Below are 21,051 nucleotides of genomic sequence, written 5' to 3' on the forward strand. Positions count from 1 at the left end.
ATTGATTACAGACGGGTGATATCAGGGACAAAGGAACTACATCGATTGATTCATTAAGGCGGCCAGGCGAATGCCCTGCAATACCAGGTCTGGTACCAGATGATCATAAATATTTTGCTTTTCAAACAAGGAAGCAAAACCGCCAGTAGCCAGTACTAACACTTCTTCATCATGAAAGGATTCAGCTTTTATCCGGTGTATTAGTTCGCGGCAAGCCCCGATAGCACCAAAATAAACGCCCGACTGAATACTTTCAATGGTGGAACGGCCAACAGCCTGGTTCATTTTTACAATTTCTACCGCCGGTAATTTAGCCGTATTATTGGAAAGTGCATCGACCGACAAACGCATTCCCGGAAGAATAGCTCCTCCCAGATAAAATTTATGTGCAGTAATCACACAGAACGTGGTTGCTGTGCCAAAATCAATCACAATAATGTTTTTACCAGGATAAATATGTGCTGCCGAAATGGCATTGGCAATCCTGTCTGCACCTACTTCCAGAGGATTTCGATACTTGATATTGAGTCCTGTTTTTACGCCGGCCTGCAGAAAAAAAGGGTCGACAGTAAAGTATTTAAGACAAGCAGAACGCAGAGAATAGTCCAGTTGCGGTACAACTGAGCAAATAGCGATTTGCTTAATGGCTTCAGGGGAGCACTGATTCTCACGCAAGACCGTTTTCAAAAAAATACCGAACTCATCTGATGTACAGGCTTTGGATGTATGACGAAATCGCAAGCGGATTTCATCCCCTGCAAAGACCCCACCATATATATGAGAGTTTCCCACATCGAGGCATAAAATCATAAGTTTCTATTGTTCAGGAATTCAGGATTCCGATAGTAAAGCCTGGGTTGAACATAATCAAGCTTAAACCATGATTGCGAGCCTCCGAGACGGGATAATGCTGCTTCGCAGGCTAAACAGAGGTGAAAAAAGTCGGTCGATAAGCCGGGTTCTGTCAGGGACAATCATTCATCTGGGACATTCGTCACCGAATGCCTCAAGCGACCTACCCGAATCCCGTACGGACCATACGTTCCGGTAAACCGGATGGATTCCTATTTGGTCTTGCTCCAAGTGGGGTTTGCCCTGCCACAACTGTTGCCAGTTGCGCGGTGCGCTCTTACCGCACCATTTCACCCTTACCATTTTCATGGCGGTATATTTTCTGTGGCACTTTCCGTAGACTCACGCCTCCCAGGCGTTACCTGGCACTTTGTCCTATGGAGCCCGGACTTTCCTCCCCTTGCAAAGCAAAGAGCGATTGCCTAACCGACTTTGATCATCATCATAGCAAACTGGGTTTTGGAAAACCAGTAAAATCTTTTTCAAAACAAGCTTTATTCAGTGAAAAAGGCACATTGATACTATAATTAACTGACAATGTCCTTTAGTTTCTAAAAACATGGCTCCTAAAAAACAATTCCGCTCGCTTACTAGGGATGAGTTTTTCAAAAAAATACAAAGAGAAACTCCTGACTGCTATATAGAAAACGCGTTTACGTACATATCCCCCTCCAATAGAGATATGAACGCACCACTGCAAAGCCAATATCAGAGAATCCATTTCAATTCATATCAAGATCTCGCTCAACGTGACCCGCTCACTCGGTTCATACACAAATTTACAACTAATTTTATAAATACATCAGGTTATGACGTAGAGAATTTTAAAGATGCCTCTTTTAAACTGCATATCAATTTAAATGAAATAGGCAGCCTGGATCAAGAAACCTTACTTGGCCTGATACGTTTTGTTAATAAGGAAAGCTGGGCACATAATGTCCGAAATTTTAAAGTTGTTAACCCTGAGGCACTTAGCCATCCGCGATTTCAAAACACGGCTCAACTTACAATATATCTGAGTAATTACGCCTCTGTTGCGGATCTTATGTCTTTATCTGAGAAAATAAACGCATATCTTCTAGAACAAAAGCTACCAGAAAATAAAATAACTGAGGATTCAAAAAGCTCAGTCGAACTTAATTCATTCGCCTCAGGAAGATTTGATACTTGCAAAGCGATTAAAGCGTATGGTGAATTTCCATTTATGGACAATGAGATAGCGAAATTCTTTGCAAGACATAAGGATAATAAAGAACTGGCAAAAATACCTCTATGCGCTTTCGACGCAATATTCAATAGAATTATCCTCTCAAAGTCAGTCGACGGATTTAAGAGAAAAGCTTTGAGCGCAGAGCACAGTAAAAAGGTACAACTTGAATTTGAGAAAATGCTGGATAATCCCAGTCAATATATCAAAGATATGAGCAATCCGGAAAAAAATGGCTTAGATAGCAATTTAAGTGAGAAAGAACAAAATGTGCAGAGAGTAGAAGAACAATTATCCCATTTCGTAGCCGATTTTACTGACTGTGACACAGAGGAGGAGCTCACAGAAAAAATCGCCCAGGAAACAAGCCGGCTTCGTCAGATAGTGCCAGGTGAACCGCTTAAAGATAACAATAATTTCATCGAACTTCTTCAGCAAAAAGAGAAGAGTATCGCAGAACAGGCACAACTATATCGGGTGCAACTGAATAAAAGGCCCCCTATGGCTCCCGAAAAAATCAATAATTTTAAAGCAGCATTATCCAGTCTGGAGCAACTGTCCGAAAAACCCGGTCCAGATCAACGCAGAATTAAAAAATTTTGCAGCCTGATACGCCAAGAGTTTCAAAGTTTTAAAGTGGGAAACACATCATTTAACGATTTTTATAAAAACTGCAAAAAGATTTCTGAAGCAAGCGGACTGAACAAAACAGAAAGCTTCGGAGCAAAGGTGAAAAGAATTTTACTTGCTATTCTGACCCTCAGAATACTTTCAAGAACAAGCAAAAAAAGTGGAGATTCGTTATCCGATGAACAGACTGTCAAGGAAAAACTAAAGAGCATGCGCTCATCTATGAATGATTTAAGAAACTCAGAAAGTCAGACCACGAAGAGGCAAGAAAATACTGAAGACAGGTCAACAGAATTAGCTCCTGGCAAAATCTCTTTATAATAAAGAGAAACCTGAAATAAGCTTGAATGCATCCTGCGATAAACAGTTTAAACAAAACACTCTATAATTTTTCGCAAGATACACTCAACAGAAGCCTTCAGAAATTAACCACGGGTACCAATAAACTCATCATCAAAATAACGCTTTAATTTAGTACGTAATGTGCCGCGGCTAACACCAAGTACACGAGCAGCTTTTGATTGATTATAGCGAGTCAGTTCCATCACTGTACGAAATAAGGGCGCTTCTACTTCCTCAACAATCAGTTGGTAAAGGTTAAGATTATTATCTTTATTGCTGACAGCATTCAGATACCCTTTGACGGTTCCGATTACCTGCTGAATCAAGGCATCATTAATTTGTGTCACATCTTGCATTACTGCACTCATTGATCTCTCCAAAGACTCTGTTGAATCATTAAAAAAAGTTACCCATTTTGAGCATCATGATCGCAATACTACCAAATATTACAAACTATGTAAACATTGTTTTATAGATACTCATTTATTAAGGAAATATTAAGAAAAAATTAAGATTTAATCAAGTTTTTTTGCATATTTCGTTGCAAATTTATACTAATTAATTTTAATTGGAGCAAATTTTGCATAAATTCGCTAAAGAAAGCTTAAGAATAGTAATTGCCAATATTTAAACATTCGCAATTATTTGTTATCAAACAGTGTAAAATTGGATTAAATGAGGGCTATAAGGGATTTTGGACGATTGCCGTATCCCGGTTGTGACAACCGGGATAGATTTTAATCAACAGTAAAACTTTCACCGCAGCCGCATTGACCCGTTTGATTAGGATTATTGAAGATAAACCTGGAATTAAAACCCTGTTTGACATAATCAATCTGCATCCCTTTTAAATAAGGATAACTTTTTCGATCGATATAAATCTGATACTCCGAATTAAGAGGAAAACTGACATCCTCCTCGACCGTCTCATTCACATAATCCACGACATAAGAAAGGCCAGAGCAACCTGTTTTTTTAACTGAGAAACGTACCCCTTTACTTCCAGCTTGCGTCTTAAGATAGCTTAATAAATGTTTAATGGCCGCCTCGCTCAGAGAAACCCCCATTATTGAATCGTTAACATGTTGCTGCACCACACTCATTTTAAACCCCTAATTTCTCTTTCATATGATTTATAGCACTGAGATACCCTGTTTCAATCAAAAAAACAAGCTGCTGCTGATTTTTTGGCAAATCCAGCCTGCGCGCAAGCTCTCGATGCTCAAAGTGAGGATGTCCGTCTAATGAACTATTCTCCACTTGCTCACAGAGAAGCTCCAATCCGGCAATCAGATAAGGATTACCAAATGCTTTAAATCTTGCTTTTTTAATCAAACCTGAATCACTCTGCAGGTAAAGATCAAAATGCCCCGATCGGCCAGGATAGCCAGCCCTGGCATGCACCGTATATGGCTCACTACAATCCAGAATACCTGCATGGCAGGGCTTAAAAAAACAACGTTCTACTAATTCATTATAAATGATCATGGTGATATTTCATGTAACCGTGAGATTTGTTGACGAATAATCTGCGAGGCTTCGATAATTTCAGCCTCTGTTGTAAATCGACCTAACGATAAGCGTATCGAGCTAAAGGCGCTTTCATTATCTAACCCGATGGCCTTCAGTACATAGGAAGGCTGCATGCTGGAGGATGCACAGGCAGAGGTACTTGAAACCGCCAGATCTTTCAATGCGTAAAGCAGTGAATCGCCTTCAACTCCCGGAAAGGTGATGTTTAAATTGCCAGCCACTCTTTGTCTTGGATGGCCATTGAGATGAATATCAGGCAGAACCTTTATGTTATTCCATAATTGTTCACGTAATTTAAGTATTCTTTCCTGTTCCACCTCGCGGCTCGCTTCGGCTAAAGCAAAGGCTTCCCCCATGCCGACAATCTGATGGGTCGCAAGAGTTCCTGAACGTAAACCACCCTCATGCCCGCCGCCAAAACTTTGCGGCTGCAGTCGTATTCTTGGTTTCTGACGCACGAATAATGCACCGATCCCTTTGGGTCCATAATTCTTATGAGCAGAAAATGACATGAGATCAACCGATAATTCACGCAGATTAATCGCAATTTTCCCTGCGCTTTGCGCTGCATCCACGTGAAAAATAATCCCCCTGTTCTTTAATAATTCGCCGATGGCTGCAATATCCTGAACTACACCAATTTCATTGTTGACGTGCATGATAGAAACAAGAATGGTTTCGTCGGTAATCGCCTGCTCCAAATCCTGTAAGGAAAGCAATCCATCAGGCTGGGGCGAAAGATAGCTTACCTGAAAACCTTCCTGCTCCAACTGATGAAAACTGTCAAGAACAGCCTTATGCTCGGTAACAGATGTGATTAAATGCCTGCCCTTTCGCTGATAAAATCTCGCCGCTCCAAGAATAGCCAGATTGTCAGCCTCAGTTGCACCTGATGTGAATACAATTTCTCCAGGTTCAGCATGAACTGCTTCTGCAATTTGTGCGCGCGCTGTTTCCACGGCCATTTGAGCCTGTTGGCCATAAATATGTGTAGTTGAAGCTGGATTACCAAAAATGCCATCTTTTCCCAGATAATGCAGCATCTTTTCTATAACCCTAGGATCGACTGGTGTAGTTGCCATATAATCAAAATAAAGAGGCATTTTGTTCATGATTAACTCCCTTTATTAATTTTCGCCCATTTCAAAGCATTCTGCATATGACTCAGAATACCGCGCAGAATGTTCACCTCCATATGTTCCAGACCTACGCGATTAAAAAGCCGGCGAATGCGTTGCTGCAAGCGCCCAGGATTATCAGGTCTCAAGAAATCGATTGCCACCATCACATCCGTTAAATGCCCATAAAACTGTTCTACTTCTTCTGCTGTTGCCACACGATCTTCGCGCAGTGCCACTTCAACTTTAGGCGAAGACAGCAATTTCATTCGTACCTCATAGGCAATAATTTGCACTGCCTGGGCAAGATTTAAAGAACTGTATTCAGGATTACTGGGAATATTAATATGGAACTGACTGCGTAGCAGCTCATCATTGGTTAGTCCCGCATGTTCGCGGCCAAATAAAATAGCCACTTCGGTGTCATCGGACTTGCCAGCAATCAAGGCGGCCGCTTCAGGCGGGTTAAGTCCCGGTAAAGCAATTCCTCTCGGCCTTGCGCTGGTCGCCAAAACAAGCTGGCAGCCCTGCAAAGCCTGCTCCAGATCCTGAGTTACTACTGCGCTTTCCAATAAATCATCAGCACCCGCTGCCATTTCACAGGCCCTTAGATCAGGGAAAGACTTTGGATTGACCAGATAAAGACGGGTTAATCCCATCGTTTTCATCGCTCTTGCCGCAGAGCCGATATTGCCAGGATGAGTAGTCCCAACAAGCACTATTCGTATCGCAGAAAAATTCATCTTAACCAATTTAAATAAAAAAAAGCAACTATACCAGCAATGTCTTCTCTCTGTACAAAAAAAATGTGCTAGAATCGCCCTTTGTTTTTTCATGAGCTAAATTATGCAGCCACTATTAAATATTGCAGTGACCGCCGCCAAGCAGGCGGGTGATATTATTGTTCGCCATATAGAGCAACTTGACCGAATAAAGGTCAGCGCTAAAAGTACTCACGATTATTTCAGTGAAGTGGATATTAAAGCCGAACAGGCAATTATGCATACTATTCATAAAGCCTATCCTGATCATGGATTTCTTGCTGAAGAAAGCGGCACTCATAATATCGATTCAGAAGTTACCTGGATGATCGATCCTCTTGATGGCACAACCAATTATCTGCATGGTTTTCCCTTCTTTTCCGTTTCTATCGCCTGCAAAATCAAAAACCGGATTGAACATGCGGTCGTTTATGATCCAATTCGCCATGAATTTTTTACAGCCAGCCGTGGTTGTGGCGCGCAGCTGAATGATCGGCGTATTCGAGTATCCAAACAAACCCAGCTTGACTCTTCCCTGCTGGGAACCGGATTTCCTTTCCGTGATCCCAAGCTTGCTCAAAGATATATGCCTACTTTTGAAGCCTTGATTGGAAAATGTGCCGGCATTCGCAGAACCGGTTCTGCCGCACTGGACCTTGCCTATGTGGCTTGTGGTCGTCTGGATGGTTTTTGGGAAATGGGGCTAAGACCCTGGGATATGGCAGCCGCTGCCTTACTGATTAAAGAGGCAGGTGGTCTGGTCGGTGATCTCCAGGGCGGGGAAGATTACCTCAAAAAAGGTGATATTTCCGGAGGAAATCCGAAGATTTTCAAGGCCTTACTACAAACCCTTATGCCGGTTACAAGAGGCAGCTAAACTTTATAACAATGGGGTCCGCCCCCATAGCCATTAGTTATGGATTTGTTGGGCCAAGGGCCCAACCTACGGTAATTTTAAAATCCCAGGTACATCTGGCATGTTTCTTGCAAGCCGAAATTAACATTCATTACTCCGAACTCCTATGCACATGCTAAGCAAACAGGAAGGATTCAGTTTGCTTGAGGTCCTCATCAGCACAGTAATCCTGGCCATTGGCTTATTAGGTATTGCCTCATTGCAGACCAACGCGGTTCGCTATAATCATTCCGCTTATCTGCGTTCGATTGCCATTTCCCAGATGAGTAATATGTTTGACCGCATGATGGCTAATCCTGCAGGGGTGCAAGCGGGCTCTTACAATAATATGTCTGGTCTTTCCACAAATCCTAACTGCAGCACTTGCAGTATGTCGCAAATCGCCCAGCGCGATCTCTATCAATGGAATCAGACAAACAGTCAGCTACTACCCAATGGGCAGGGCAGTGTCACTCGTAATGGCAATGTATTTACAATTATTATTCGCTGGGACAATGACCGTACCGGTGCCACTGGGATGAATTGCAGCGGCAACTATCGGGTGGATTTGGCTTGTCTTACCATGGATGTTGAGTTATGAGCAGTTTACAAAAAAGTGCGCAAGGATTTTCCATTATTGAATTTATGATTGCCATAAGTCTGGGGACTCTTTTGGTAGCCAGTATTTCTATAGTCTATCTCAGTAATAAAACCACCTTTGTCATTCAGGACGCGCTTGCCAGACTGCAGGAAAATGGACGTTATGCTGATTATATGCTGAGTTATGATCTACGGATGGCGGGCTATCAAGGCTGCGCAAACCAACGACAAGTCAAGGTGACCAATTTAATAAAAAATTTATCAACCATGCTAGATTATGACAAACCCTTGCGCGGTTATGATGGCGTTGGATCCACATTCAGCCCTGGCCTCCCCGCAAACCTGCAGGGAAAATCCGTCACGGGGAGCGATGTTATCGAAATACGCAAGGCATCCAGTCTTGGAGTACAGCTTCGTGATGACATGAATAGACCAAACAATCCTATTCTGGTCTATGATCGCATGGGAATTGAAGCAGGAACCCCTTTGATGATTACTGATTGCTCTGTAGGGGATATATTCATTGCCGGATCCAACAGCAATGCTACCGCCATTACCCATTCTTCAAATCAAAACACTTCCAATGATTTAAGTGTGGCCTATCTGCGTACTGCCCAGATAGCCATATTTGATTATTATTCCTACTACATAAAAGATACCGGCCGGGTAAATGCTCAAAATCAGGCTGTTTTGGCTTTGGTCCGGCAAGACAGGAATGGGAATGAGGACGAGATAGCAGAAGGAATTGAGCAGATGCGTATTAGCTATGGCGTCGACACCAATGGCGATAACACGGTCGATACCTATCAGACAGCAGCTCAGGTTCAAAGCGGCGATAATTGGAATAATGTCATTTCAGTCCAAATTAATCTGCTCCTGGCCACGGTTGAAAATGTGGCCGACAAGGCAATGTCCTATTCTTACAACGGCGGCAGCCTTACTCCAGGTGATCGAAAGCTCCGACGGGAATGGACTATTTTTGTTACCTTGCGTAATCGAGGACTCCCCTTATGAAAAGTGATTTTCGTATAAACCAGAGAGGAGCCACACTGGCAGTCAGCTTGCTTTTACTGCTTGTAATTACACTATTAGCCATCAGTGCCGTTCAGGTAACGCAAATGCAGGAAAGAATGTCTGCCAATATGCAAAATAAGGAAATGTCATTTGCATCTGCAGAAACTGCTTTAGTTGCCGGAGAAAACTGGTTACTTCGGCAAAGCAGGCAGCCCACCCTTTATACACTCTGCCCGAGCTTTCCCTGTGTGCAGGAGTCCTATCAAAATCTTGATTTTGTCAGTCAGTCAGACAGCTGGTGGAAAAGCAACTCTGCTGAGTATAGCTCCACCCTGAAACAAGCAAGCTCTAAACCGCGATTTATTATTGAGTTTCTACAATTTGTGCCTGATTCTCCTGTGGTTGGAACCTCGTCATCTCGCAGCAAAGGGGTTTATTACTATCAGGTTACCGGAAGAGGTTATGGTTTTACGGATGAGGCAATTACCGTATTGCAGACCACAGTGGGAAGGAGGTTTTAATGAAACGACTCCTGCTGATAGTTTGGCTTTTGTGCTTTGGAATCCTGACCAGTCAGGCCGCAACCCTGAACTTATCGCAAACACCTTTGTTTATTTCTTCTTCAGTAGCTCCCTTGACGATGCTGATTCTTGAGCGAGACCATAAGCTCTACTTTGAAGCTTACAATGATGCATCAGATATTAATGGCGATGATATTATTGATTTACGGTTCAATCCAGCCATTGACTACTATGGGTATTATGATAGTTATAAATGTTATGGCTACAGTGGCCTGCAGCAATTTTTTTATCCTGTTTCAGCAACCAGCACGAAAAAATGTATTGGCGCCTGGAGTGGAAATTTTCTAAACTATGTAACTACTGCCAGACTGGACGCTATAAGAAAAGTACTTTATGGCGGATATCGCTCCAATGATGCGCTCAATCAAACCATTCTTGAACGAACCTATATTCCACAAGACGGGCATAGCTGGGGTAAAGAGTATACCAGTTTCGCTGTCGATGGGTATAATATAAGCGACTATACTCCCCTCCTCCCGCCCTTATTGGGTACACGTCATTTATTTGTCAATACCACACTCAGAAATGGAACCAGTGCCCCCTTATTGCGCGTGGCAACCAATCAACCCTATCGCATATGGGAGTGGGTCAGCATTGAGGTGCCGGTCGCCGGCAGCCGAGCGCTTAATGGAAGTAGTGGTCCCCTTATTCTCGGAATCACTGACTATACGGTAAGAGTCAAAGTGTGTGACTCCAGCGTTGGACTTGAAAGCAACTGCCGGGCTTATCCCAATGGTCAGTATAAACCTATCGGGCTTCTCCAGGAGTTTGGTGAAAATAATTCGATGCTCTTTGGCCTGATGACCGGCTCTTACAAGAACAATCTGGCGGGCGGTGTATTGAGAAAAAATATTTCAAGTATCACCGATGAAATCAATTTAAATACAGGTCAGTTTACGACGGTGAATGGCATTATTTCGACGATTAACAAGTTAACAGTCACCGGCTTTGATAGCAATTACAATTATTCCTGTGGATTCATCAGCACCAGAAATATTGTCAATGGGGAATGTGAGATGTGGGGGAATCCCATCGGCGAGATTATGTATGAAGCGTTACGCTATCTCGGCGGCAAAGGTTCCCCTACCCCCAGTTTCGACTATTCCAGTGGAACCGATGCGACGCTTGGCCTGCCAAAGCCGGGTTGGCAAAATCCTTATAGCATCTATCCATATTGCTCTCAAGCCAATCTATTAGTAATTAGCGATCTCTATCCTTCTTATGACAGCGATCAGGTGCCGGGAAACTCTTTTAATACGGCAAGCAGTGATTTAAATCCTGCACTGAATGCATCCTCGCTGGCTCAAACTATTTTTAATCGAGAGGGATTTACCAGTGTCTCGGCTTTCATCGGTCAATCCGGCGCAGTAGCCAATGGCGCCCCCACACCAAAGACCGTGACCAGCTTCGGTAATATACGAGGGCTCGCCCCACAGGAAGCCAATTCGGAAGGCAGCTATTATGCAGCAAGTGCTGCGTATTATGGCTGGATAAATGACTTAAATAGTGCAAGAGGCACGCAAAATGTGAAGTCATACATTGTCGCCCTCTCTTCACCGCAACCTGAAATAAAATTCAAGGTGGGAAATAATATTGTCACCATTGTCCCCTTCGCAAAATCAGTTGCAGGCTTAAATATCAATGCGGAGCAAGGGCAATATCAACCAACCAATGAAATCGTTGATTTTTATATTGAGTCACTCTCAAACACCGGCGGGGTTTTCCGGGTCAATTTTGCCGATTTGCAGCAAGGGGCTGATTTCGATATGGATGCGGTGGTTAAATATACTATTACAGTCAACGCGAATAATACCTTAACGATTAGCACTGAAACGATTTATGCTGCGGGTGGCATTAATCAACACCTCGGATATGTCATTTCAGGTACCACCGCCGATGGGGTCTATCTCGAGGTGAGAGACAGCGATACCGCTGCGATCAATGATGTCGATTATTTTCTGGACACTCCTCCTGGAAAATTGCCTGGACAAGCCTGGCAAGATAAAGCGGCATTACCAATATCCACGACAAGGACCTTTACTCCCAGCAATACCCCTTCGGCCATTATTTTCAATTCGCCGCTTTGGTATGCTGCAAAATGGGGAGGATTTAATGATTCCAATGCGAATAATGTTCCTGACATTCAGGGGGAATTTGATACCTCAAACAGCGGGGATCCTGATAATTACTTCCTGGTCACTAATGCCAATAGCCTGCGGGCGCAACTGGCCAAAGCCTTCTCTCAGATAGTAGATCGGGCAGGCTCATTCTCTTCAGCCGCCCTAAGCAGCGGTTTTCTCTCATCCGATACCTTTATTTATCAGGCCATCTTTCAAACCAAAGACTGGAGCGGCCAATTACTGGCTTTCCCTATTGATGAAACAAGCGGCAATATTCTTGCCACCGGTAGTGGTCCACGAGGCTCTGTCTGGGATGCGGGTCAACTTCTCAGCCTGCAAAACTTTAACACCGGTCGAAAAATACTGACGTTTAAACCCTCAACCAAAAAAGGAATTAAATTCAGATGGCCAGGCGCCCCTTCCTTTCCTGGTATATCTGATCTCGATTCAGCACAGATTAGCGCCCTTAACACCAATCCTCAGAATGCGCTAAGTGACAATCTGGGAGGCAGCCGTCTTAATTATTTAAGGGGTGATCAGTCGCTCGAACAGAAAAATGGGGGAACATTCCGTAATCGAAAAACCCTGCTTGGCGATATCATTAATTCGGAAGCCGTTGTTGTTGGAGCGCCTAATCAGAACTACCCAGCCGTCTGGCCGGATAATGCCCCGGAAAATACGGCTCCATACAGCACATTTCGTCAAAATAATATCAATCGGCAGAGCGTTATTTATGTCGGTGCTAATGATGGTATGCTGCACGCCTTTGATGCAAAGGCAGGAAATGAACTATTCGCCTATGTGCCTGCTGAAGTGTTTCCCAAGCTCAATTTGTTAACTGATCCTAATTACACCCATCAATTCTATGTCGATGGCTCACCTACCGTGGTTGATGTGTTTATTAATTCCCAGTGGCGAACAGCACTGGTCGGTACGCTGGGAGGCGGCGGCCAGGGCGTTTTCGCACTGGATGTTACTACTCCGACCCAGTTTAATGAAAATAATGCCGCCAACATTGTGAAATGGGAGTTTACCGACAGCGATGATGTGGACCTGGGCTTTACTTATGGACAGGCGTCCATTGTACGATTGGCGAATGGCCGCTGGGCAGCTGTTTTTGGCAATGGCTATAACAATACAGCCAGTGACGGTTTCGCCAGCACCACTGGTAACGCGGTTATTTATATCGTTGATATTGATACTGGCGAGCTGATTAAAAAGCTGGATACCGGGGTTGGCATGAGTGAGGATCCGCTAAGCCTTGGGCGTCCAAACGGGATGGCTTCACCTGCGGTGGTCGATACCGATGGTAATTCGATCGCTAATATTATCTATGCGGGTGATCTGTTCGGTAACTTATGGAAGATTGATATTTCATCGGCTAATCCGTCCCAGTGGCGCTTCTGGTATAATCAGGGAAATCAGCCACTGCCTCTTTTTATAGCCACCGACAGCACTGGAAAACGTCAGCCAATCACTACCAGACCCGAGATTTCGCGAGTGACTTTCAGTGCTTCAGCCTTACAGGTTTACATCGGAACAGGCAAATACCTTGAACCCAGTGATAAAACTGATTTGAGCGTGCAATCTGTCTATGCCTTAAGAGATGACAATACATCTCAAATACGACGCGACCAGCTTCGTCAACAGACTATTTTATCGGAGCAGGGAAACACTCGGGTAACGAGTACGAATCTGTTAGCGAATAATGATCGCGGCTGGTTTCTCGATCTGGTTATCAATGGTCAGGCTAGAGGGGAGCGCGTTATTTCCAATCTCACCTACTTAAACGGCAAAATCATTTTTGCAACCGTTATCCCCACTTCTGATCCCTGCGATTTCGGCGGTGAAAGCTGGCTTATGGAGTTAAATGCGCTGACGGGAAGCCGTCTGAATTATAATGTATTTGATTTGAATGGAGACGGCGCGTTTACCACCGCCGATTCAGTCACCTCCAGTGATGGCGGAGGCACTGTAACACCTAGCGGTATTAAGTCGGAAGTGGGTCTGATTGCCGGCCCTTCTATATTGAATGCCGGCAGTAAAGAATACAAATACATGCCAGGAACCAGCGGCGGCATTCAAAAAGTAGGTGAAAACCCGGGACCACAGATTTTCGGCCGTCAATCCTGGAAGCAGCTACAATAAGCCTACATTACCAGAATAGCGCTCGCTGCTGTATCCGGTTCCTCCGGCTTCCTGGGTAAACAGTGACCAAAGAACTGATTGCCGCATTGTGTATTACGCTCTCTGAAAATACGAGTAATGTGCATTTCCGGGGCAACCCGTATCTCTTCCGGAATTCCTGCTGGTACTTCAGCACAGGATTTCATGGTATTAAATTGTTGCAGTTCTTTAATGCTATATTGTTTTTTAGCCATTTTTGCTCCGCTTAAATCCGGGGGGTGCCCTACGAAATCCTCTCTCCCTCAGGGAGAGAGTTAGAGAGAGGGATTAAAATCAACCCTCACCCTAGCCCTCACTGCCATTAAGTTAAGGACTATGTCATTCCCGCGAAAGCGGGAATCCATTCCTCAATTGGCATTATAGCTAGCTCAGAGATGGTTCCCCGCCTTCGCGGGGAAGACAGTTTAATATACAACTGAGCTTCACTTGATGGCAGTGATCCTAGCCCTCTCCCAACTTGGGAGAGGGGATTTTCTTTTTAAATTGACGCCTATGCACCTACCTCAGGCAGCACAGGAGGCAGAAGCAGAAACAGCTTCGCCAAAATTGGGATTCACTTCCTCGATTTCCTGCTCACGTAATTTAATCAATGATCTGATTTGAGTGCTTTGCAATGAAATTGCAGCAGTGAAGATCTCGGGGTTATTGTTTAATTGAGCAAGATTTTCTTTCTGTTCAGCACTAAGCCACACTTTGTAGCAGGATAGGGTTTGATGAGCACCCAGACGTGAAGATAGTGCTTTTTTTAAAGAGTCTGTGGATGTATAAAATTGACGCACCACATTACTCTGGCTGGCGCAGAGCCACATTCGCTTGTTCCCAGCGGTCTGATTTCTAAACTGCTCGAGTACAGGAACGTAATACCAACTTTGGTTTGCCTCTTTATTTTCTGGGGCCACCGCCCCACTTCTATTAAAAAAACCGGTCACTTTGATTCTCTTTTGTACTTAATACGGCCTTAATGTTTATACCATATTATACGCAGGGTGTACATTAAGTTTTAAAATTATATGAAAACCAAGCAAACGGCAGTTACCGTACAAAGCAACATCCTGGAACAATTAAGACAATTAGTTCGTCAAGAAAAGCATGGATATTTCAGTACCAATAATAAAGCAGCATTTCTTAAGCAGTTGGACGAAGCCCTGTCTTTAAACGATACGATGAGTATCAGTGACCTGGCTTGTGCGATATCTACTGTGGAGAATCTGCTTATTAAACCCGAAGGAGCTACTGCGGCAATTCATTTTAAAGATTACCTGGACAGCAAACAGTATCGAATACTGGACAAAGCCCAATCTATAGCCGCTCCATCAGCAAAAAAAGTTTCTATTATTATCCCGGAAGGAGATATCGAGATCAGCAGTCTGCTGATAAAGCTGCATGAATCCTTACTGAACAGTTATCAGTTATCCCGCAATCATGCCGAAGGTCTGATTCCTGTCACTAAAGTGAAATACAGCGCCGAGCAATTACAAAGCACTCAATCATTTTTTGATTTGGAATTGACGACCCAGCAGGCGCAGCTTCCCGATAGTGCTACCATCATTAAAGATATTCAGCGCAAGGGAGTGACTCTTAATGGAAAAGCGATCACAGCCAAAGACAGTAATGATAATAATGATCCCTGGATTCGGCAGGCCATCGAAAACTTCACAGGAGACCAGATTGATACCGCCAACTCAAAGGCTAATAAGATGTATCATTTTGGCGGCCAGTTTCTTGAAGCGATTCTTCTGCAGGAATTCACCCATAGCATGCAGCTAGCGCATAACCCGGATTTTATTCTTGAGCGCGGTATGGTGAAAGGCCACATCGATTGGGTTAAGAATCCTGAAACTCAAGAAATTTCTGCAAAAATTAATCTGAAAGTATTCACCTGCTCTACCGCCGATCTGGATGATGTCGAAGATCCGCAGAAGTTTTTCACCATTGGCAGTGACGGTTCATCGCTGGTTCACGTCAGTAACGATGATATTGAAAAGGTCATTCCCCGAGCCTCAGCTGAGGTCAGCGGAAAAACAAAAGGCAATATTGTACCGGTCTGTGAGTTAAATGGTACGGTCAGGATGGTTTTTGATCAGAGCCAGGGTGCATATCATCTGAAGGTTTCCGGGTTTACAAACAAAATCAACACACCAGACTTAATTTCAAATAAAGCGCCTCAGTTTAGTCCGGTTGAAAAAGCGGCTTTCGAGGCTCCTGTAAAAGTCGGTACAGCCAGTCTTTTGGCAAGCTTTGGTAAATTCGCTTTGCCTAAAGCATCCCGAATTGAAGGAGCAGCGGCATCTGATGCACCCACTTTGGTGAGCAACAAACAGTAACGATTATCCTTATCCGTCTCGAGGACTCACCATCGGTGACGTCCTTAGAGACAAGCTTCGCTCTTAATAAACTAAAACAGCATTTATAAATAACAAATCTTATTCATAGACTATACTTAATTAGTAACGATATTTTTTTTAAAGAATAATCGACAACCAATTAAGGAACGATGAAATGGAAAATTCAAATCTAAATCAACCACGATCAAATGGACCGCAAATGAGCAATAAATCTGGATTCAAATCAGAATCCCATGTAGGTGAAGCAGCTAGTCAGCTTCTCGAAGAAGGTAAAAAATTCGCGAATGAACTCTATCAGGAGAATATTGCCCAAAAAGTTACTGAAGCACAGGAAACAGTGAAACAATATTCTGATGAGTTAACTGAAAAGGTAAAAACCAATCCGCTGAGTGCATTACTAATCGCTGGAGGCATCGGGTTCGTATTGGCCAAAGTTTTATCTATAAAATGAGTAACCTATTTGAATCGATAACAGGCCTTGTTTCCAGTAAACTGGAAAGCTATAAGTTACTCGCGAAAGTATTCCAGCTGGAAACAAGACTGGCAGCGATGGGGGTTTTGCCTCTCATTATCCATACAGTCATGTTTTTGATTATCAGCATGACTTTATGGCTGCTGGTAATGTCGCTGGTGGCCTATGGTTTATTTTATCTCCTTGGCAGTATCGCACTAGCCTTACTGTTAGTGGTCGTTCTAAACCTGGGGATAATGTATACCATTTACAGGCTTGCCCTTTCAAATATAAGAAAGATGAGTTTTGAAAAAACCCGAGAATATTTTTCTCACCATCCGGAAGATATCCATGATGAAGCAGAGACAACAAATCTACCAAGAGCTGATGCAGGCAGACATGCGGTTAAAGCTCGAGTTGAGTAAAGTTCGCTATTATAAGCGAAATCTTGACTACAACATGGGTGATAAACGCATGGTTGCCCTTGGAGCGCTTCCACTGGTATTTATAGGATGGAAAATGATTCGGGCCTCAGGGATTTTTGCCTTTTTAAGAGAAGCAGCAAAATTCGCCATACTGACAGCAATCGGCAGTATGAAAAGAAATTTTCTGCTGAATCTGAAGTCACTAATCAGCCGCTCTTTTTAGATCTCATTTTTTCCTTCCGTCTTTGCGAACGAAGTGAAGCAATCCAGAGCAGTGCCCGAATGGAGTTTTGAACTGGATTGCTTCGCCAAGGCTCGCAAAGACGATTACTGACGAGCTTTATCGAAGCCCGGTATTCAAACCAAGAGCCAGGGGCAATTGATCAGCCATAGCGGTTCCAATATTTTTGCTTACTTTTTCAAATACACTTTGCTTATAGGTGTAATCGGATACCGTATCAATCTTGATAGTATCTCTCGCTAATTGACCGCTGCTGGCAATACCATCAATTAAACCGCGTTGTTTAGCCTGAGTCCCTGTCCAGAATAAACCGGAAAATGTCTGATCATCAATGAGCAGACGCGTGCCCCGCCCTTCTTTGACTTTGGCGATGAATTGCTGATGAATATCATCCAGCATGGTTTGCATCAGCTGAGTTTGCTCTGGAGTAATTGGGGAAAAGGGATCCAGTATTCCCTTGTTGGTGCCTGCGGTTTGCAAGCGCCTGGTAATCCCAAGCTTCTGCATGGCATCCACGAAACCAAAGCCGTTATATAAAACCCCAATGGATCCCACCAGACTGGATTCATCGGCATAAATTTCATCAGCGCCAACCGCGACATAGTACGCAGCCGATGCGCAAATATCCACGCACACTGCATACACTTTTACGTCCGGATATTTGCTGCGATAGTATTTTAATGAGTTATACATATAACTGGCTTGTACCGGGCTGCCGCCAGGACTGTTGATTCGCAAAATCAATGCCTTTAAACCTTTATTTTTATAAGCGGCATCCAAACCTTTGGCAAAATTTTCGGCATTATTGCTCTGTGTATCAAAAATGCTGCCATTGACATCAATTAAACCGACATGAGGTTTGCTGCCCGCTCCCTTTTCTTCAGTATCCCAGGCGGCCTCATAAACAATCCATACAATTAATAGCAAAAACAGAATACGCCAGACCCAGCGCCAGCGTCGTTTACGTTTTTGTTCTTTCATAAATTCAATTACAATTTGATTTAGCAGGACTTGAGAATCCGAAGAATTCTCTACTGAAGGATTATTCATTGTTGCGGCTACTTGATTTTAAAAAATGAACCCACATTTTACGGCAGATAGCGGGTAAATTAAATAACAAAAAAGAGGTTCCTCTTATGCGCATGGACAAGTTAACATCCAAGTTCCAAATGGCCCTTGCTGACGCACAATCTTTAGCGTTAGGAAAAGATAATGGCTTTATCGAGCCGGAACATGTTATGAAAGCCTTGCTCGATCAGCAAGGAGGCAGTTGCCGCGCTTTGCTGGCAAAGGCGGCAGTCAATCTTACCGAGTTTAAAACCCTGCTTGATCAGGCGCTCGAAAAGCTCCCTAAAGTCAGCGGCACTGGCGGCGAAATTCATATATCCAATGCCTTAAATCGGCTTCTTAATCTGACAGACAAACTTTCCCAACAAAAAAAAGACAGCTATATCTCCAGCGAACTGTTCATACTGGCTGTTATCAGTGAAGACAGTCATTTAAGTAAAATTCTGAAACAGGCAGGCGCCACCACTCAGTCCATTGAAAAGGCTATCAATGAATTGCGGGGCGGAGCCGCAGTCAATGATCCTAATGCTGAAGAGCAGCGGCAGGCTTTGGAAAAATACACCATCGATTTAACCGCAAGAGCGGAGCAGGGAAAGCTTGATCCCGTAATCGGCCGGGATGATGAAATTCGACGAACTATTCAGGTACTCCAGCGACGAACCAAGAATAATCCTGTCCTCATTGGCGAACCTGGCGTCGGTAAAACAGCCATTGTTGAAGGACTTGCTCAGCGTATCATCAATGGTGAGGTTCCAGAAGGTTTAAAGAGTAAACGCCTCTTATCTCTTGATATGGGCGCTTTAATTGCCGGCGCCAAATACCGCGGTGAATTTGAAGAACGTTTAAAGGCCGTTTTAAATGATCTCTCCAAGCAGGAGGGCCAGATCATTCTCTTCATCGATGAATTGCATACAATGGTAGGAGCGGGTAAAGCAGAGGGCGCCATGGATGCCGGCAATATGTTAAAACCCGCCCTTGCGCGCGGTGAGCTTCATTGCATTGGCGCCACCACTTTAGACGAATACCGTCAATACATTGAAAAAGACGCGGCTCTTGAGCGCCGTTTTCAGAAAGTGCTGGTTGACGAGCCGTCCGTAGAAGACACGATCGCAATACTTCGGGGCTTAAAAGAACGTTATGAAGTTCATCACGGCGTTGAAATTACCGATCCGGCAATTGTTGCCGCCGCCACTCTCTCCTATCGCTATATTACAGACCGGCAGCTGCCCGATAAAGCTATTGACTTAATCGATGAAGCGGCCAGCCAAATCCGTATGGAAATTGATTCCAAGCCGGAAAGTCTGGATAAGCTGGAGCGTCGCTTGATTCAATTGAAAATTGAGCGGGAAGCCTTGAAAAAAGAACATGACGAGGCCTCCAAAAAGCGTTTACAGGATTTACAAACTAATATTGATGAGCTGGAAAGAAATTATGCTGATCTGGAGGAGGTATGGAAGTCAGAAAAAGCCTCCCTGCAGGGTGCGACCCAAATCAAGGAATCTTTGGAACAGGCCAAAGTCGAACTGGAAACAGCAAGACGCGCAGGCGATCTGACCCGAATGTCCGAGCTTCAGTATGGACGAATTCCTGAATTGGAAAAACAATTAACTAAAGTTAATGAAGCCGAAAAAACAGAAAATCGACTGGTACGCAACAAAGTCACTGAAGAGGAGATTGCGGATGTCGTCTCCAAATGGACCGGTATTCCTGTCGCAAAAATGCTCGAAGGTGAGAGAGAAAAGCTTTTACATATGGAAGACGCCCTGCACAAACGTCTGATTGGACAGAATGAAGCCGTTGACGCCGTAGCTAATGCCATCCGACGTTCGCGCGCCGGTCTGTCAGATCCTAACCGTCCGATTGGTTCCTTCTTATTTCTTGGACCTACCGGAGTTGGTAAGACGGAGTTATGCAAGGCACTGGCAAGCTTTCTTTTTGATACCAGCGATGCAATGGTGCGTATCGACATGTCCGAATTTATGGAAAAGCATTCAGTCGCTCGTCTTATCGGCGCGCCTCCAGGTTACGTAGGCTATGAAGAAGGCGGTTATCTGACTGAAGCTATCCGACGACGTCCCTACTCGGTCATCCTGCTGGACGAAATCGAAAAGGCCCATTCGGACGTCTTCAATATCCTGTTGCAGGTCATGGACGATGGACGTTTGACCGACGGACAGGGACGAACTGTTGATTTTCGCAACGCAGTAATCGTCATGACCTCCAATCTGGGTTCTCATCTCATTCAGGATATGGCTAAAAAACTGAGCTATGAACAGTTAAAAGCCGCTGTCATGGAAATTGTCACCCAGCATTTCCGCCCTGAATTCATAAACCGCATTGATGATACAGTGGTGTTCCATCCACTGAACAAAGAGCAGATAGCTACTATCGCCGCTATTCAAATCAGTTACTTACAGCAGCGCCTGCAGCAGCAGGATATTCAGCTTTCAGTAACTCCGGATGCCCTTGCACATCTGGCGGCAGCAGGCTTTGATCCCGTCTATGGAGCCAGACCCTTAAAACGGATCATTCAACAAAAGCTTGAAAACCCGCTAGCTCAGGCCTTATTAACCGGAGAATTCAAATCAGGTGATACCATTAAGGCAAGTTGGGAAGACGACAGCTTGCAATTTCATATTGCTAATTGATTTTAAGTTCTTCCCGCTCAGCGGGAAGAACTT

At 44.1% G+C, this 21,051-nt stretch carries 20 protein-coding genes and 1 other RNA gene; 11 read left to right on the forward strand and 10 right to left on the reverse strand.

The features are described from left to right. Nucleotides 1-36 precede the first annotated feature (36 nt). Together B1207_RS01525 and rnpB are read right to left on the reverse strand one after the other, a co-directional pair. Nucleotides 37-810: a type III pantothenate kinase gene (locus tag B1207_RS01525; RefSeq protein ID WP_112218226.1), complete on the reverse strand. Its 774-nt coding sequence runs from the start codon at nucleotides 808-810 to the stop codon at nucleotides 37-39. Between the two features lie 124 nt (nucleotides 811-934). Next, nucleotides 935-1,286, reverse strand: an RNA gene (rnpB, locus tag B1207_RS01530) — RNase P RNA component class A. Between the two features lie 125 nt (nucleotides 1,287-1,411). Here rnpB and B1207_RS01535 point away from each other — a divergent pair. Next, the gene (locus B1207_RS01535) at nucleotides 1,412-3,010 is read left to right on the forward strand and encodes a hypothetical protein (RefSeq protein WP_146739994.1); all 1,599 of its coding nucleotides are present in this window, start codon (nucleotides 1,412-1,414) and stop codon (nucleotides 3,008-3,010) included. A 104-nt stretch (nucleotides 3,011-3,114) separates the two neighbouring features. On the opposite strand, the gene B1207_RS01540 is transcribed toward B1207_RS01535, so the two are convergent. The 5 genes from B1207_RS01540 to B1207_RS01560 all read right to left on the reverse strand — a co-directional run bounded on the left by B1207_RS01540 (nucleotide 3,115) and on the right by B1207_RS01560 (nucleotide 6,425). Next, nucleotides 3,115-3,399 (reverse strand): helix-turn-helix domain-containing protein, encoded by a 285-nt coding sequence (locus B1207_RS01540; RefSeq protein ID WP_058508063.1) that lies wholly within the window; start codon nucleotides 3,397-3,399, stop codon nucleotides 3,115-3,117. Nucleotides 3,400-3,768: 369 nt separating this feature from the next. Then, a complete protein-coding gene (locus B1207_RS01545) occupies nucleotides 3,769-4,134 on the reverse strand; it encodes a HesB/IscA family protein (RefSeq protein WP_112218228.1) in 366 nt (121 codons plus the stop codon). A 1-nt stretch (nucleotide 4,135) separates the two neighbouring features. Next, nucleotides 4,136-4,519, reverse strand: coding sequence for an iron-sulfur cluster assembly scaffold protein (locus B1207_RS01550; protein ID WP_112218229.1), 384 nt, complete (start codon nucleotides 4,517-4,519; stop codon nucleotides 4,136-4,138). Further along, nucleotides 4,516-5,676 (reverse strand): IscS subfamily cysteine desulfurase, encoded by a 1,161-nt coding sequence (locus B1207_RS01555; RefSeq protein ID WP_112218230.1) that lies wholly within the window; start codon nucleotides 5,674-5,676, stop codon nucleotides 4,516-4,518. The genes B1207_RS01550 and B1207_RS01555 overlap by 4 nt, the downstream gene beginning before the upstream one ends. A gap of 2 nt (nucleotides 5,677-5,678) precedes the next feature. Then, nucleotides 5,679-6,425, reverse strand: coding sequence for an RNA methyltransferase (locus B1207_RS01560; RefSeq protein WP_112218231.1), 747 nt, complete (start codon nucleotides 6,423-6,425; stop codon nucleotides 5,679-5,681). Nucleotides 6,426-6,528: 103 nt separating this feature from the next. On the opposite strand from B1207_RS01560, the gene B1207_RS01565 reads away from it, so the two are divergent. The 5 genes from B1207_RS01565 (at nucleotide 6,529) to B1207_RS01585 (ending at nucleotide 13,801) form a co-directional block, all read left to right on the forward strand. Beyond that, nucleotides 6,529-7,320 (forward strand): inositol monophosphatase family protein, encoded by a 792-nt coding sequence (locus B1207_RS01565; protein WP_112218232.1) that lies wholly within the window; start codon nucleotides 6,529-6,531, stop codon nucleotides 7,318-7,320. Between the two features lie 151 nt (nucleotides 7,321-7,471). Continuing rightward, complete coding sequence (pilV, locus tag B1207_RS01570) at nucleotides 7,472-7,939, forward strand: type IV pilus modification protein PilV (protein WP_172458058.1); 468 nt, start codon at nucleotides 7,472-7,474, stop codon at nucleotides 7,937-7,939. After that, nucleotides 7,936-8,952, forward strand: a complete 1,017-nt coding sequence (locus B1207_RS01575; RefSeq protein WP_112218234.1) for a PilW family protein — start codon at nucleotides 7,936-7,938, stop codon at nucleotides 8,950-8,952. Before pilV ends, B1207_RS01575 begins: the two co-directional genes overlap by 4 nt. Continuing rightward, nucleotides 8,949-9,473, forward strand: a complete 525-nt coding sequence (locus B1207_RS01580; RefSeq protein WP_112218235.1) for a pilus assembly PilX family protein — start codon at nucleotides 8,949-8,951, stop codon at nucleotides 9,471-9,473. The genes B1207_RS01575 and B1207_RS01580 overlap by 4 nt, the downstream gene beginning before the upstream one ends. After that, nucleotides 9,473-13,801 carry a pilus assembly protein gene (locus B1207_RS01585; protein ID WP_112218236.1) on the forward strand — a complete coding sequence of 1,443 codons (4,329 nt, stop codon included), beginning with the start codon at nucleotides 9,473-9,475 and terminating at the stop codon, nucleotides 13,799-13,801. Before B1207_RS01580 ends, B1207_RS01585 begins: the two co-directional genes overlap by 1 nt. A 2-nt stretch (nucleotides 13,802-13,803) precedes the next feature. Here the strand turns inward: B1207_RS01585 and B1207_RS01590 are convergent, their stop codons facing one another. Further along, on the reverse strand, nucleotides 13,804-14,034 hold the full coding sequence (locus B1207_RS01590; protein ID WP_112218237.1) for a hypothetical protein: 231 nt from the start codon (nucleotides 14,032-14,034) through the stop codon (nucleotides 13,804-13,806). Between the two features lie 309 nt (nucleotides 14,035-14,343). Beyond that, the gene (locus tag B1207_RS01595; RefSeq protein ID WP_112218238.1) at nucleotides 14,344-14,769 is read right to left on the reverse strand and encodes a hypothetical protein; all 426 of its coding nucleotides are present in this window, start codon (nucleotides 14,767-14,769) and stop codon (nucleotides 14,344-14,346) included. Between the two features lie 81 nt (nucleotides 14,770-14,850). Here B1207_RS01595 and B1207_RS01600 point away from each other — a divergent pair, with 81 nt between their 5' ends. From B1207_RS01600 to B1207_RS01615, 4 genes are all read left to right on the forward strand, one after another. After that, nucleotides 14,851-16,164, forward strand: a complete 1,314-nt coding sequence (locus B1207_RS01600) for a hypothetical protein (RefSeq protein WP_112218239.1) — start codon at nucleotides 14,851-14,853, stop codon at nucleotides 16,162-16,164. A 175-nt stretch (nucleotides 16,165-16,339) separates the two neighbouring features. Then, complete coding sequence (locus B1207_RS01605) at nucleotides 16,340-16,636, forward strand: hypothetical protein (RefSeq protein ID WP_253255757.1); 297 nt, start codon at nucleotides 16,340-16,342, stop codon at nucleotides 16,634-16,636. Then, nucleotides 16,633-17,061, forward strand: coding sequence for a hypothetical protein (locus B1207_RS01610; protein ID WP_112218240.1), 429 nt, complete (start codon nucleotides 16,633-16,635; stop codon nucleotides 17,059-17,061). The genes B1207_RS01605 and B1207_RS01610 overlap by 4 nt, the downstream gene beginning before the upstream one ends. Further along, on the forward strand, nucleotides 17,036-17,284 hold the full coding sequence (locus B1207_RS01615; RefSeq protein ID WP_112218241.1) for a hypothetical protein: 249 nt from the start codon (nucleotides 17,036-17,038) through the stop codon (nucleotides 17,282-17,284). Before B1207_RS01610 ends, B1207_RS01615 begins: the two co-directional genes overlap by 26 nt. A 117-nt stretch (nucleotides 17,285-17,401) precedes the next feature. Here the strand turns inward: B1207_RS01615 and B1207_RS01620 are convergent, their stop codons facing one another. Continuing rightward, complete coding sequence (locus B1207_RS01620; protein WP_112218242.1) at nucleotides 17,402-18,352, reverse strand: S49 family peptidase; 951 nt, start codon at nucleotides 18,350-18,352, stop codon at nucleotides 17,402-17,404. A gap of 86 nt (nucleotides 18,353-18,438) precedes the next feature. Between B1207_RS01620 and clpB the strand changes: the two genes are divergently transcribed. Continuing rightward, on the forward strand, nucleotides 18,439-21,018 hold the full coding sequence (clpB, locus tag B1207_RS01625) for an ATP-dependent chaperone ClpB (RefSeq protein WP_112218243.1): 2,580 nt from the start codon (nucleotides 18,439-18,441) through the stop codon (nucleotides 21,016-21,018). Nucleotides 21,019-21,051: the final 33 nt, after the last annotated feature.

It is taken from the genome of Legionella quinlivanii (assembly GCF_003265995.1).
In the GTDB taxonomy this organism is placed as follows: domain Bacteria; phylum Pseudomonadota; class Gammaproteobacteria; order Legionellales; family Legionellaceae; genus Legionella_C; species Legionella_C quinlivanii_A.